The sequence below is a fragment of the Comamonas sp. 4034 genome, from assembly GCF_050434545.1.
In the GTDB taxonomy this organism is placed as follows: domain Bacteria; phylum Pseudomonadota; class Gammaproteobacteria; order Burkholderiales; family Burkholderiaceae_C; genus Comamonas; species Comamonas odontotermitis.
On sequence record NZ_JBNDIT010000005.1, the window covers coordinates 213,709 to 226,596 of the forward strand.

Consider the following 12,888-nt stretch of genomic DNA (forward strand, 5'->3'; position numbering starts at 1 on the left):
TGTTTTCAACGTCAGCCAACCACCACCATGCTGCTCATTCCTGCCATTGATCTGAAGGACGGTCACTGCGTACGCCTGAAACAGGGCGATATGGATCAATCCACCACGTTCGGCGAAGACCCTGTCGAGGTCGCACGCCGCTGGTACGATGCGGGCGCTCGCCGCCTGCATCTGGTGGATTTGAATGGCGCGTTCGCCGGCCAGCCCAAGAACCTGCATGTCATCAAGGCCATCCTCCAGGAGTTCGGCGATGAACTGCCGGTGCAACTGGGTGGCGGTATCCGCGACCTGGACACCATCGAGCGCTATATCGATGCCGGCATGCAGTACGTCATCATTGGCACCGCAGCCATCAAGAACCCCGGTTTTCTGCAGGACGCCTGCACCGCATTTGCAGGCCACATCATCGTGGGCCTCGATGCCAAGGACGGCATGGTGGCCACCGATGGCTGGAGCAAGATCACCAACCACTCGGTCATCGAAACGGCCAAGCGTTTCGAGGATTGGGGCGTGGAGTCGATCATCTACACGGACATTGGCCGCGATGGCATGCTCACCGGCATCAATGTGGATGCCACGGTCAAGCTGGCGCAGGCCATCCGCATTCCGGTGATCGCATCGGGCGGTCTGTCGGGCATGGCCGATATCGAGGCGCTTTGCGCGGTCGAATCCGAAGGCGTGGAAGGCGTGATCTGTGGCCGCGCCATCTATACCGGTGACCTCGATTTTGAAGCGGCGCAGAACCGCGCCGATGAATTGAGCGAAGGCTGAGGCTGGCCACTCCGCTTGCAAAGCCGCACGCTGTGCGGCTTTTTCTATTGCAACAAACCGTTGGGGTGTGTGTCAGGCGGCTGCCTGAAAAGTGCCTGCTGCGACGGTAGGAAGGCGATGCTGATGCGTTGTCATACTGGCGGATCCTGGTTGGACATTGATAAATGTCAACAAATGCCAGTTGTTACCGCGTGGCACATATGATATGGGCCAAATTCGCCGCAATTTCCCGGCGTATCGGACAATAGGCCTCGCGCGAAATGTCAGAATCCATAGCAGATGCTGGACACGCATTCCGCAGACTGTTAGAAAGCACCCCGTGATACTCGTGACTGGCGGAGTCGGCTATATCGGCTCTCACCTCTGTGTTGCCCTCGCAGAAGCAGGGCTGCCTTTTTTGATCCTGGATAACTTCAGCAATGCACGCCGCTCGGTGCTGCAGCGGCTGGAGAAGATCCTGGGTTTTGCGCCTCCGTGTATCGATGCTGACGTGCGCGACACCGCCATGCTCGAGCAGCTGTTTGACGAGCAGCATTTCGATGCGGTGATCCACAACGCCTTTCTCACATCGTCAGCCGACGCCGCGCGCGAGCCGCTGCGTTACTACGACAACAACGTCTCGGGTACCGTGGGTCTGTTGCGTGCCATGCAGACCGCTGGCATCCGCAATCTGATCGTCTCGTCGTCTGCCATCGTCTATGGTGACACGCCTGCCATGCCGGTGCGCGAGGATGCGCAGGTCTGCGCGAGCACGCCCTACGGGCAGACGGCCCTGATGGTCGAGCAGGTGCTCTCCAGCCTGGACGAGGCCTCCCCCAAGCGCTGGCGCATGGCGCTGCTGCGCAGCTTCAATGCCGTGGGCTGCCATGAAAGCGGCCTGATCGCCGAAGACCCGCCCCGCATGTCCACCCATGTGGCGCCTTACCTGGCCCAGGTGGCAGCGGGCAAGCGCGACTGCCTGCGCATTTTCGGCAACGACTACGCCACCCCGGACGGCTCGCCGGTGCGCGATTATCTGCACGTGACCGATCTGGCGCGGGCCTATGTCGCCACCTTGCACTATCTGCGGGGCCACGCGGGGCTGCTCAAGCTCAATATCGGTTCGGGCCAACCTACGTCGGTGCTCGGGCTGGTGCGCGCGTTCGAGCATGCCAATGGCCGCGCCGTGCCCTTCCGTGTCGGGCCGCGCCGCAATGGCGATGCGGCCCACTGCTGGGCCGATATCAGCCAGGCGCGTGCGCTGCTGGGCTGGCAGCCGCAGCTGGGGCTCGATCGCATGATGGAAGACGTCTGGCGCTGGCAGATCGGCATGGGCCGCAGCGTGCATTGATCCTGTGGGTCCATTCCGGAAAACCGCCGCAGAAATCGCTGATTTCGCGGCGGTTTTTCATTGCCAGGCCTTGGCAGAGGGTCTCCGGGGCCCTGTCAGGGCGCCCTGTGGCTGCGGTGACGCACAGGTGAAGCGGGGCAGGGGGCTTTTCACGGGCGAATGGCTACCGCCAAGGCCTGGCGTGGTATGGTTTTGCCCTGTAGAAAATTCGTCTGCCTTCTTCCATCTTTCACGAGAGTTTCCATGCTTGCCAAACGCATCATCCCCTGCCTGGACGTCACGGGCGGCCGTGTCGTCAAAGGTGTCAATTTTGTCGAACTGCGTGATGCTGGCGACCCGGTGGAAATTGCGGCACGCTACAACGCGCAGGGCGCGGACGAGCTGACTTTCCTGGACATTACCGCCACCAGCGATGGACGTGACCTGATCCTGCCCATCATCGAGGCCGTGGCCAGCCAGGTGTTCATCCCGCTGACCGTCGGCGGCGGCGTGCGCACGGTCGAAGACGTGCGCCGACTGCTCAATGCCGGTGCGGACAAGACCAGCTTCAATTCGGCGGCCATTGCCAACCCGGAAGTCATCAACGCCGCCAGCGACAAATACGGTGCGCAATGCATCGTGGTAGCCATCGATGCCAAACGCCGCAGCGTGCAGGATGAGCAACGCATCGGTGCCAATGGTCAGCCCGTGGGCGCGGGGTGGGATGTGTACAGCCACGGCGGCCGCAAGAACACGGGCATGGATGCCGTGCGTTGGGCCTCTGAAATGGCCACCCGCGGCGCGGGCGAGATTCTCCTGACCAGCATGGACCGCGACGGCACCAAGAGCGGCTTTGACCTGCAACTGACGCGCGCCGTGGCCGATGCCGTTGGCGTGCCGGTGATCGCATCGGGTGGGGTTGGCAATCTGGAGCATTTGGCCGATGGCGTTACCGTGGGTGGTGCGGACGCGGTGCTGGCCGCCAGCATCTTCCATTACGGCGAATACACCGTGGGGCAGGCCAAGGCGCTGATGGCGCAGCGGGGCATTCCTGTGCGGCAGTAGACACTCTCTGGCCTTGTGGGCCAGGCAACCCGGTAGCCTGCAACCCCAGCACGGAGGATGTGCCGGTGAACACGCCTGCAGTGCTCATCGTGGCCAAGACCAATGGTGTGAACCAATTGACCGCAGGCATGCAGACCACGTACACCGTGACCATCACCAACACTGGTGGCACGGTAGCAAGCGGGGCGGATTCGCGCACCATGCTGTTGTTGTTGGCCCTGCTGCTGGCGCTGGCTGCAGGCTGGCAGCGCAGGGGGCGTGGACGATAGGGCGCGATAAGCGTTGAACTGACCTCGGAAGGCTGGCGTGCGGAGCGCCAGCCTTTTTTATTTCTTTTCCCTGTCAGCCCGGAATTGCTGATTGCTATCAAAAAATGAGCATTCTGCGCTTTAGGGATATACGATGCAGCCGCAAAAAATGTGAAATCTATTGCTGGGTAAGCGCAGCTTGATCACTTTTTTGCAAAGAAAAATCAATACCCGGGACATCGTTTTACAGGTTCCGGGGATATCCCAGATCGCAGACAATGGCCCCATGACTTGGCTAGACGACATAAAGTGGGATGCGCAGGGTCTGGTGCCCGTCATTGCGCAGGAAAAAGGCTCGGGCGATGTCCTGATGTTTGCCTGGATGAACCGCGAGGCGCTGCAGAAGACGGCAGAGCTGCAGCGGGCGGTGTACTTCAGCCGCTCGCGCAGCAAGCTGTGGTTCAAGGGCGAGGAGTCTGGCCACGTGCAGCAGGTGCACGAGATTCGCATCGACTGCGACAATGACGTGATCCTCCTGACCGTGACGCAAACCGGCCACGAGCCGGGCATTGCCTGCCACACGGGCCGCCACAGCTGTTTCTACAGCGTACTGCGCGAAGGCCGGTGGCAACCGGTCGATCCGGTCTTGAAAGATCCCGAATCCATCTATAAATAAGGGCCATGGCCCAAGGCCCTGGCCCGAAGCCTTTGCCATATGGGCAGGGCGAAATACATTGCTGTTATGACCGACAAGAATTCTTCCTCTGCCCTGCCTGCAACCGATGCGCTGATGCGCCTGGCGGAGCTGCTGGAGTCGCGCAAGCCCGCCAATGGCGGCGATCCTGAGTCCAGCTACGTGGCACGCCTGCTGCACAAGGGGCCGGATGCATTTCTGAAGAAAGTGGGCGAAGAGGCCACCGAAGTCGTGATGGCCGCCAAGGATGTCGACCACGGCGCACCCGCTGCCAAGCTGGTGTACGAAGTGGCCGATCTGTGGTTTCATACCATGGTGGCGCTGGCCCACTATGGCCTCAGCCCGCAGGATGTGGTCAATGAGCTGGTGCGCCGCGAAGGCTTGAGCGGCCTGGAAGAAAAGGCCATGCGCAAGGTCAAGAGTCGTGAAGCCGAAGAAGGGAGTGTTCCATGAGTGATGTGATCGAAGTCAAAGCCGTGGATGCGGCTGAAATGGAAAGCCTGAAAACCTGGGGTTGGGTGAGCTATTTTCTGCACCTGATCGTGGCCGTGGCTGCGGTGGTGCCAAGCGCACAGGTCAGCGTGTTCCTGCTCGTCGTGGCGCTGGTGATCGATCTGGTCAAGCGTGGCGATGCCAGGGGTACCTGGCAGGAGAGCCATTTTTCCTGGCGCATCCGCAGTGTGATCTGGGCGGGCATCCTGTATGTAGTGACTGCACCGCTGTGGATATTCTTTCTCGTGCCGGGCTGGATCGCCTGGACCATCATCTCGATCTGGTTCCTCTACCGCATCGTGCGCGGCATGGTCGCCATGAACAAGGACCAGGCCGTCCATGGCTAACCACATCGAGCCGGCAGACGGCGCGCTGTCCCCGCAGGCGGCTGAGGCGGGTGGAACTGCGCCGCAGCGCACGCGGCTTGCACGGTCCAAGGGCGTTGACGAGAATACGCCGCCCATCAGCCTGGCGTTGCAGGGCGGCGGCTCGCACGGCGCTTTCACCTGGGGGGTGCTGGACGCCCTGTTGGAAGAGCGCAGCCTGTGGTTCGAAGGTGTCAGCGGCACCAGTGCCGGGGCCATGAATGCGGTGGTGATGGCCTACGGCTATGGCCGCGCAGCTGTCGAAATCAAGGACAGGCGCGAAGCCCATGAAGCGGGCTGTGAAGCCGCTCGGGCCAGCCTGCGTCAGTTCTGGGAAGGCGTGGGCACCATGGGCAGCCTGATGGCGGGCGTGCCTGCGGCGGGCAAGGCCATCATGGACATGATGAGCCAGTGGTTCTCGCCCTACCAGACCAACCCGCTCGATATCAATCCGCTGCGCCGCCTGCTGGAGCGCGTGGTGGATTTCGACTTTCTGCAGCAGGAGCAGGGCAAGAGCGCGCCGCGCGTCTTCGTCTGCGCTACCAATGTTCGCACCGGCAAGGGCGAAGTCTTCAGTGGTAAGCGGCTTTCGGCAGACGCAGTGATGGCATCCGCCTGCCTGCCCATGCTGTACAAGGCGGTCGAGGTGGGTGACCAGTTCTACTGGGACGGTGGCTATTCCGGCAATCCGCTGCTCTATCCGCTGATCTACCAAACGGGCAACAGCGATGTGCTGCTGGTGCAGCTCAACCCGATCGAGTATGACGAGGTGCCGTCCAACGCGCAGGAAATCATGGACCGCATCAATGAGATCACATTCAACGCCAGCCTGCTGGCCGAGTTGCGTGCCATGGGTTTTGTGCGCCGTCTGCTGGAGGAGGGCAAGCTCGATTCCGAGCGCTACAAATACATGCTGATGCACCATGTGGATGGCGGCAAGGTGCTCAAGGCCTATGGGGCATCGAGCAAGAACCGCTCCGACATGGCCTTTGTGCGCGAGCTGATGGACAAGGGGCGCGAATCGGGCCTCGCCTGGCTCAAGCGCCACCGCGCTGATGTCGGCGTGCGCTCGGGCTTCAAGGTGTAATGGCGCTGTCGCCCGTGCTGCGGGCGCAGCAGGCCGATTGCGCTATGCTTGGTATAGCTGCATGCGCACAGTGGATGCGTACCAAGGCATCTTTTTACTCATGAATCTTATGCACGATCCAAACTGCATTTTCTGCAAAATCATCGCGGGCGATATCCCTTCGAGCAAGGTGTATGAAGACGAGGACATGCTGGTCTTCAAGGACATCCACCCGTCCGCACCCGTGCATTTGCTGATGGTGCCCAAGCGCCACATTCCGTCGATGGCCCAGGTGACTGCCGAGGATGCGCCCCTCCTGGGTCGCATGCTGGTCAAGGCGCCCGAGCTGGCCCGGGCCAATGGCTGCAACCCTTATCCCGAAGGCGGTTTTCGCCTCATGGTGAATACGGGCGAGGAGGGTGGCCAGGAAGTGCATCACCTGCACATCCATATCCTGGGTGGCGCGCGCCCCTGGCGCAAGGGCTGATCGCAGCCGTTGCTCAGGTAATACCGCGCTGCGTGACAGTATTACGAAACTTGCAGGCGCCCGGGGCGTCTAAAATGTTTGCATTCGCAAGGAGAAATTCATGGGTTCCTTTTCTATTTGGCATTGGCTGATCGTTCTGGCCATCGTGGTGCTGGTGTTTGGCACCAAAAAGCTCAAGAACATCGGCTCGGACCTGGGCGGTGCCGTCAAGGGCTTCAAGGATGGCATCAAGGACGGCAACGAAAGCGCCGCTGCCCCAGCATCTACCACTACGGCTCAGCAGCAAGTGGGCCAGACTCCCGTGGCAGACAAGACCACGATCGACGTCGAAGCCAAGAACAAGGGCTGATGCGCCGCATGCCCGTGACGACCGTGCTGGCCATGCCCGTGCGGTCGCTGTCGCTGGCTTGCCATCGTTGGGACTGGAATGTTTGATCTCGGTATCTCCAAAATGGCCTTGATCGGTGCGGTGGCACTGATCGTGATTGGCCCCGAAAAACTGCCGCGCGTGGCCCGCACGGTTGGCACCTTGCTGGGCAAGGCGCAGCGCTATGTCAATGACGTGAAGGCCGAGGTCAACCGCTCGATGGAACTCGACGAGCTGCGCAAGATGAAGGACAGCGTCGAATCGGCAGCGCGCGATGTGGAAAGCACGATCCGCACCAATGCCTCCGATTTCGAAAAGAACCTGAACGACGAGGCGCATGGCGTCAAGGGCGCACTGTCGGGGGAGTCGTCGACCGGCGAAGACAACTTCTACACCGCAGACCCCTATGCCGAGAGCTATGGCAGTACGGCTTCGTCCGTCTCTCCGGTGTACCAGCACCCGCGCAAGAACTGGCGCGTCAAACGTGGCGCGACGCCCCAGTGGTACAAGCACCGCGCAGGCGTGCGCACCCACGTGCAATCAGGGGCAGCCCGGGTCGCCCGTTTCCGGCCCAAGTCGCGCGGTCCCAAGGCGTGATGCGGAGAATGCAGGGTAGCGGCCTCGTGTCCGCCCGCAACTGACGGCAGGCACCTGTTCACAAGAATTTTTCCATGTCCGAAACTCCCTCCCAAGAAGACGAACTGGCCGGCACCGAGCAGCCCTTCGTGCAGCACCTGATGGAGCTGCGCAACCGCCTGGTCTACAGCATCGGCGGCATTGTCGTGGCCTTGATCCTGCTGGCCATCTGGCCTGGCCCCGATGGGCTGATGAACTTCATCGCCCACCCCATCAAGGCGCACATGCCGCCGGATGCCAAGCTGATTGCCGTCGGCGTGTTTTCGCCGTTCATCGTGCCGCTCAAGGTGCTGGGGATGGCGGCGGTGCTGCTGGCCCTGCCCTGGATCATGTACCAACTGTGGGCCTTTGTGGCGCCCGGGCTCTACAGCCATGAAAAGCGCTTTGCACTGCCACTGATATTTTTTGGCAGCCTGCTGGCCTACGCTGGCATTGCCTTCGTGCAATTGTTCGTGCTGGACCGCATGTTCGGCTTCATCCAGCATTTCACGCCGTCAAGCGTGGCCGCAACGCCCGATATCGCCTCTTACGTCGAAGCCATTCTGTCGCTGTATCTGGCTTTCGGCCTGGCGTTTCAGGTGCCGATTGTCGTGATCCTGCTGGTGCGCCTCGGTATTGTCGAAATCGACAAGCTCAAGTCCTTCCGCGGTTACTTCATCGTGCTGGCATTCATCATTGCCGCTGTGGTGACGCCGCCCGATGTGCTCTCGCAGATCTCGCTGGCGGTGCCCATGTGCATTCTGTATGAGGTTGGCATCTGGGGCGCAACCTGGTTCTCGCGCAACGCGCCAAAGAAGGACGAAGAGGCGGACACCAACAGCGCAGCCTGAGCGGCTGCAGATGCGATGGCCTGCTTACGGGTCTCAAGAGCAGAAAAAAGCCCCGGCTGCTTTCCAGCACGGGGCTTTCTTTGTTTTTGCCGATGCTCGCCGTAGTGGAGGAGTTTTGGCGTTTTGGTTGAAGTCTGCTGCGAAAAGAAGAGCTTCATGCGCTTGGTGTCATTGAATTTCAACGATGTTTCTTGACCGTGGGCAGAGGCATTTCAGCAAGCGATGTTTGCTGAAATGCCGGGCATGGGGCTCTGCCAGACCTGGGTGTCTGCTCCTGCAGGCAGCGGTTCAGCGTCGCCCCTGAGGCATCTGCGGCACGGCGCGCCCGCTGGCGGGGCGGGTATCCGGCGTGATGCGGATGGTCAGGCTGCTTTCGTTGCGGCGGATCTGCATCTGCGCTTCGGTGCCGGGCATCAGGCCGGCCACGGCGGTCAAAAGCTCTTGCACATGGCGCACGGGCTTTTCACCCACCTGGGTGATCACATCACCGGGGCGGATGCCTGCCTGGGCTGCCGGGCCATTCTGCAGCACGCCGGTGATGATCACACCCTCGTCGGCTTTCACGCCAAAAGTCTCTGCCAGCTCGGGCGTCAGGTCGTTGGGTTCCACACCGATCCAGCCGCGCGTCACCTTGCCGTCACGCACGATGCTGTCGAGCACGTTCTTGGCAATGGCCACAGGGATGGCAAAGCCGATGCCCATGCTGCCGCCCGAGCGCGAATAGATGGCGGTGTTGATGCCCACGAGGTTGCCATTCACATCGACCAGCGCGCCGCCGGAGTTGCCGGGGTTGATGGCGGCATCGGTCTGGATGAAGTTCTCGAAGGTGTTGATGCCCAGCTCGCTCCTGCCCAGTGCGCTGATGATGCCGCTGGTGACCGTCTGGCCTACGCCGAAGGGGTTGCCGATGGCCAGCACCTGGTCACCGACTTCGACCGATTCCGAATTGCCCAGCACAATCACGGGCAGCTTGTCCAGCGTGATCTTGAGAATGGCCAGATCGGTCTCCGGATCAGTGCCGATCACCTGGGCCTTGGATTTGCGGCCGTCGGTCAGGGTCACTTCGATGTCGTCGGCTGCTTCCACCACATGGTTGTTGGTCAGCACATAGCCGTCGGGGCTGATGATGACGCCGCTGCCCAGTCCTGCCTGGTTCTGTACGCCCTGGTCGCCGAAGAAGAACTGAAACCACGGATCGTTGGCACGCGGATGGCGGACCTCGGTGCTGGTATTGATGCTGACTACGGCAGGGGCGGCCTTCTTGGCTGCGGGGCTGAAACTGCTGGTGGCGACTGCGGCATGGGTGCTGTCGTCCTTGGGCGCTTCAATCAGGGCAATACCCGCATTGCTGCGCACATTTTTATTGCGTTGCAGCCAACTGGGCTGCAGGGTAGCCACGACGAAATAGATGCCAAGCAGTACGGTGACCACCTGGGTAAACAGAAGCCAGAGGCGTTTCATAGAGGCGAAAGGGAAGAGGATGCCATGGGTCTGGAGCGCACCAATGGCGGCCCCGCATGGGGTGATTATGTCATTCGTGTCCGGACGCCTCTGCTTTTGCGGCTGCGCCACCCCTTTGTATCGTGCACGGAGGCTGCGGGCATCGCTGATGGCGATGGTTGGTGGGTGCCCGGGCGGTGATTGTTGCAAGGGTTTATACCTAAAATCGTTGTTTTGACTGCGCCTTTCCTGCACATTGCGGTTCCTCGCGAACTGGCCATCCTCCAGGCTTGCCTGCCACGATCCCGTACCCCGGCGATCCCGAACCCGGTGATTGCGCTCATAACTGCGCCGCATTGCACCGCGCTGTCTTCTGAAAGCTAGAGGACACATGACTTCGCAAACCTTCCCCCAAGGCGCTGCCGCTGCAGCGCCTGCCCGCGCGTTGACGCGCGGCGACTACAAGACCCTGGGCCTGTCCGCCCTGGGCGGCACCCTGGAGTTTTACGACTTCGTGGTGTTTGTCTTTTTTGCCAACGTGATCGGCTCGCTGTTCTTCCCGGCTGAAATGCCGGACTGGCTGCGCCAGCTGCAGACGCTGGGCATCTTTGCTGCCGGTTACCTGGCACGGCCTCTGGGCGGCATACTGATTGCGCACTTCGGCGACATCCTGGGCCGCAAGAAGATGTTCACGCTGTCCATCTTTTTGATGGCGGTGCCCACGCTGGTGATCGGCATGCTGCCCACCTATGCCTCCATCGGCATTGCCGCGCCCTTGTTGCTCTTGCTGATGCGCGTGCTGCAGGGTGCAGCCATTGGCGGCGAGATGCCGGGCGCCTGGGTGTTCGTGGCCGAGCACGCGCCGGCGCGGCACTATGGTTTTGCCATTGGCGCACTCACTTCCGGCATCACCGGTGGCATTTTCCTGGGCTCCATCATTGGCGTGTGGCTCAACAGCAGCTACAGCGCCACCGAGATCCGCGACTGGGCTTGGCGCATTCCGTTCATTCTGGGCGGTGCCTTCGGCCTGGTGTCGGTGTACCTGCGCCGCTTTCTGCACGAGACGCCGGTATTTCAGGAACTCCAGGCACGCAAGGAGGCCGGGCGCGAGTTGCCGATCAAGACCATTCTGCGCGAGCACCGCGCGGCCTGCGTGCTGGTGGCGTTGATGACCTGGGTGCTGTCCACTGCCATCGTGGTGGTGGTGCTGTTCACCCCCGCCTATCTGCAGAAGGTATTCCACATTGACCCGGCCTCGGCCATGAAGGCCAATGCGCTGGCCACGGTCACCCTGACGCTGGGATGCGTGTTCTGGGGCTGGCTGTCCGACCGCCTGGGTACCCGGGTGGTGATGGTGCTGGGCTGGCTGGGCATGAGCGCTACCGCCTATGTTTTCTACCTGGGCCTGCCGGGCACCGATGCGTCGCTGTTGTGGTCGTATGCGCTGGTGGGATTCTTTGTGGGCAGCATCTCGCTGCTGCCAGTGGTGGGCGTTCGCGCCTTCCCGGCGCCGGTGCGCTTCACCGGCCTGTCCTTTGCCTACAACATGGCCTACGCGGTATTTGGCGGGCTCACGCCCATGCTGGTCTCCGTCTGGCAGCAGACCGATGTGATGGCACCTGCCCACTATGTGGCAGCCATGGGCATTCTGGGTGCGGTGCTGGGTTTCTGGCCCTTGGCCAGCACGGGCTGGCAACCTAAGCCTACCAGCGGCCGGTGAGCATGAGCAGACCCGGAGCCCAGCAGGTGCCCACGCCGCAGGCAACGGTGTAGTGCGGCAGCAGGCGCAGGCGGCGGCCCAGGCCCATGGAGACGAAGAAGAGCAGCCACAGGCTGGCCCATAGCAACCAGAGTGTCGCCATGCGCCAGTCCTGCTGCGCTGCAGCAAAAGCCAGGGCGCTGATGGCCACGAAGCCGCTGTACCAACCCAGCCCCTCGCCCTTGAGGCCAAACCAGTGGGTGGCCGCCGCATACAGGTAGGTAAAGGCGAACAGCAGGCCGCCCGCGCTTGCAAGGTAATCCGGCGTGCCGCCTGCGCGCACCAGCCCCAGCAGGTTGGTGAAGAGTGCCAGCAGCCCCACCAGCAGGTTGAGTGCTACCGTGTCTCGGGGCGCGATGCGGCCAGCGAGCGACAGGCCATTGACGATCAGAACCGCGCCGATGAAAAGAAGTGCAACGCCAAGCATGGGGAAATCAGGTGTAGGGGCAGGAGGAGGGCGCGCCAGTGTAATGGCCACTCTGCGGTGGTTATCGTGTGTTTCAGGCATAAGAGAAATTCCCTTCTGAGACAATCGCGCCATGACGACCACCCGCCAAGACATGCTGCAGGCCTTCAATACCTTGCTGCAACCCGAACGATTCAAGGACTATGGCCCCAACGGCCTGCAGGTCGAGGGCAAGACCGAGATCCGCAAGCTGGTGAGCGGCGTGACCGCGTCGCGCGCGCTGATCGATGCGGCCATCGCCGCTGGGGCAGATGCCATCTTTGTGCACCATGGCCTGTTCTGGCGCGGGTATGACGGGCGCATCACCGGCTGGATGAAGCAGCGCATCGAGCGCCTGATCAAGCACGACATCAACCTGTTTGCCTACCACCTGCCGCTCGACGCCCATCCGGAACTGGGCAACAACGCGCAACTGGGCGTGCGCCTGGGCTGGCAGGCAGACGGACGCTTCGGGGAGCAGGATCTCGGCTTTATCGGCAGCATCCCGGAAGCGTCTGCACAGCAGATTGCGGCGCAGATACAACAGGCCCTGGGTCGTTCCGTCACGCTGGCGACAAGCGATGATCACCGCCCCATCCGCCGTATGGCCTGGTGTACCGGGGGGGCGCAGGGCTTCTTCGAAGCAGCCATTGCCGCCGGAGCCGATGGCTTTCTGACGGGGGAGATATCGGAGCCGCAAGCCCACCTGGCGCGTGAGACGGGGGTGAGTTTTTTTGCCGGTGGCCACCATGCCACCGAGCGCTATGGAGCGCCCGCTGCGGCAGCGCTGGTCGCACAGCAACTGGGCATTGCACACGAGTTCATCGATATCGATAACCCGGCTTGATTTTGCTATATATTTAATAGCTTAAGGCGCGCAACAGTTGTGCGCTGCAGCTTGTTTTTTCTCAAAG

The 12,888-nt window shown here is 61.7% G+C and carries 16 protein-coding genes; 14 read left to right on the forward strand and 2 right to left on the reverse strand.

Annotated features, from left to right (window positions below; translation table 11 throughout):
* The first annotated feature begins 27 nt into the window (after positions 1-27).
* The 12 genes from hisA to tatC all read left to right on the forward strand — a co-directional run bounded on the left by hisA (position 28) and on the right by tatC (position 8,330).
* Entirely contained in the window at positions 28-771 is a 744-nt protein-coding gene (gene hisA, locus ABIE32_RS07730) for a 1-(5-phosphoribosyl)-5-[(5-phosphoribosylamino)methylideneamino]imidazole-4-carboxamide isomerase (RefSeq protein ID WP_224150199.1), read from the forward strand.
* Positions 772-1,090: 319 nt separating this feature from the next.
* Positions 1,091-2,101 (forward strand): UDP-glucose 4-epimerase GalE, encoded by a 1,011-nt coding sequence (gene galE / locus ABIE32_RS07735; RefSeq protein WP_429015079.1) that lies wholly within the window; start codon positions 1,091-1,093, stop codon positions 2,099-2,101.
* Between the two features lie 243 nt (positions 2,102-2,344).
* The gene (gene hisF, locus ABIE32_RS07740; protein WP_429015081.1) at positions 2,345-3,145 is read left to right on the forward strand and encodes an imidazole glycerol phosphate synthase subunit HisF; all 801 of its coding nucleotides are present in this window, start codon (positions 2,345-2,347) and stop codon (positions 3,143-3,145) included.
* Positions 3,146-3,210: 65 nt separating this feature from the next.
* The gene (locus ABIE32_RS07745) at positions 3,211-3,414 is read left to right on the forward strand and encodes a hypothetical protein (protein ID WP_429015082.1); all 204 of its coding nucleotides are present in this window, start codon (positions 3,211-3,213) and stop codon (positions 3,412-3,414) included.
* Between the two features lie 265 nt (positions 3,415-3,679).
* On the forward strand, positions 3,680-4,069 hold the full coding sequence (gene hisI, locus ABIE32_RS07750) for a phosphoribosyl-AMP cyclohydrolase (RefSeq protein ID WP_429015084.1): 390 nt from the start codon (positions 3,680-3,682) through the stop codon (positions 4,067-4,069).
* Positions 4,070-4,135: 66 nt separating this feature from the next.
* Positions 4,136-4,540, forward strand: coding sequence for a phosphoribosyl-ATP diphosphatase (locus tag ABIE32_RS07755; protein WP_224150194.1), 405 nt, complete (start codon positions 4,136-4,138; stop codon positions 4,538-4,540).
* Positions 4,537-4,926, forward strand: coding sequence for a DUF4870 family protein (locus ABIE32_RS07760; RefSeq protein WP_224150193.1), 390 nt, complete (start codon positions 4,537-4,539; stop codon positions 4,924-4,926). Before ABIE32_RS07755 ends, ABIE32_RS07760 begins: the two co-directional genes overlap by 4 nt.
* The gene (locus tag ABIE32_RS07765) at positions 4,919-6,031 is read left to right on the forward strand and encodes a patatin-like phospholipase family protein (RefSeq protein ID WP_224150192.1); all 1,113 of its coding nucleotides are present in this window, start codon (positions 4,919-4,921) and stop codon (positions 6,029-6,031) included. The genes ABIE32_RS07760 and ABIE32_RS07765 overlap by 8 nt, the downstream gene beginning before the upstream one ends.
* A 109-nt stretch (positions 6,032-6,140) precedes the next feature.
* Complete coding sequence (locus ABIE32_RS07770; protein WP_429015085.1) at positions 6,141-6,497, forward strand: histidine triad nucleotide-binding protein; 357 nt, start codon at positions 6,141-6,143, stop codon at positions 6,495-6,497.
* A 100-nt stretch (positions 6,498-6,597) separates the two neighbouring features.
* Positions 6,598-6,846: a Sec-independent protein translocase subunit TatA gene (tatA, locus tag ABIE32_RS07775; RefSeq protein ID WP_184707077.1), complete on the forward strand. Its 249-nt coding sequence runs from the start codon at positions 6,598-6,600 to the stop codon at positions 6,844-6,846.
* A 78-nt stretch (positions 6,847-6,924) separates the two neighbouring features.
* A complete protein-coding gene (gene tatB / locus ABIE32_RS07780; RefSeq protein ID WP_224150190.1) occupies positions 6,925-7,461 on the forward strand; it encodes a Sec-independent protein translocase protein TatB in 537 nt (178 codons plus the stop codon).
* 74 nt (positions 7,462-7,535) lie between these two features.
* Positions 7,536-8,330 carry a twin-arginine translocase subunit TatC gene (gene tatC, locus ABIE32_RS07785; RefSeq protein ID WP_429015087.1) on the forward strand — a complete coding sequence of 265 codons (795 nt, stop codon included), beginning with the start codon at positions 7,536-7,538 and terminating at the stop codon, positions 8,328-8,330.
* Between the two features lie 288 nt (positions 8,331-8,618).
* Here tatC and ABIE32_RS07790 read toward each other — a convergent pair whose 3' ends face one another.
* On the reverse strand, positions 8,619-9,791 hold the full coding sequence (locus ABIE32_RS07790; RefSeq protein WP_224150188.1) for a S1C family serine protease: 1,173 nt from the start codon (positions 9,789-9,791) through the stop codon (positions 8,619-8,621).
* A 370-nt stretch (positions 9,792-10,161) separates the two neighbouring features.
* On the opposite strand from ABIE32_RS07790, the gene ABIE32_RS07795 reads away from it, so the two are divergent.
* Entirely contained in the window at positions 10,162-11,490 is a 1,329-nt protein-coding gene (locus ABIE32_RS07795) for an MFS transporter (protein WP_429015088.1), read from the forward strand.
* Here ABIE32_RS07795 and ABIE32_RS07800 read toward each other — a convergent pair.
* Positions 11,474-12,037, reverse strand: coding sequence for an AmiS/UreI family transporter (locus ABIE32_RS07800; protein WP_429015090.1), 564 nt, complete (start codon positions 12,035-12,037; stop codon positions 11,474-11,476). The two genes, ABIE32_RS07795 and ABIE32_RS07800, sit on opposite strands and share 17 nt — an antisense overlap.
* Positions 12,038-12,068: 31 nt before the next feature.
* On the opposite strand from ABIE32_RS07800, the gene ABIE32_RS07805 reads away from it, so the two are divergent.
* On the forward strand, positions 12,069-12,821 hold the full coding sequence (locus ABIE32_RS07805) for a Nif3-like dinuclear metal center hexameric protein (RefSeq protein ID WP_429015092.1): 753 nt from the start codon (positions 12,069-12,071) through the stop codon (positions 12,819-12,821).
* Positions 12,822-12,888: the final 67 nt, after the last annotated feature.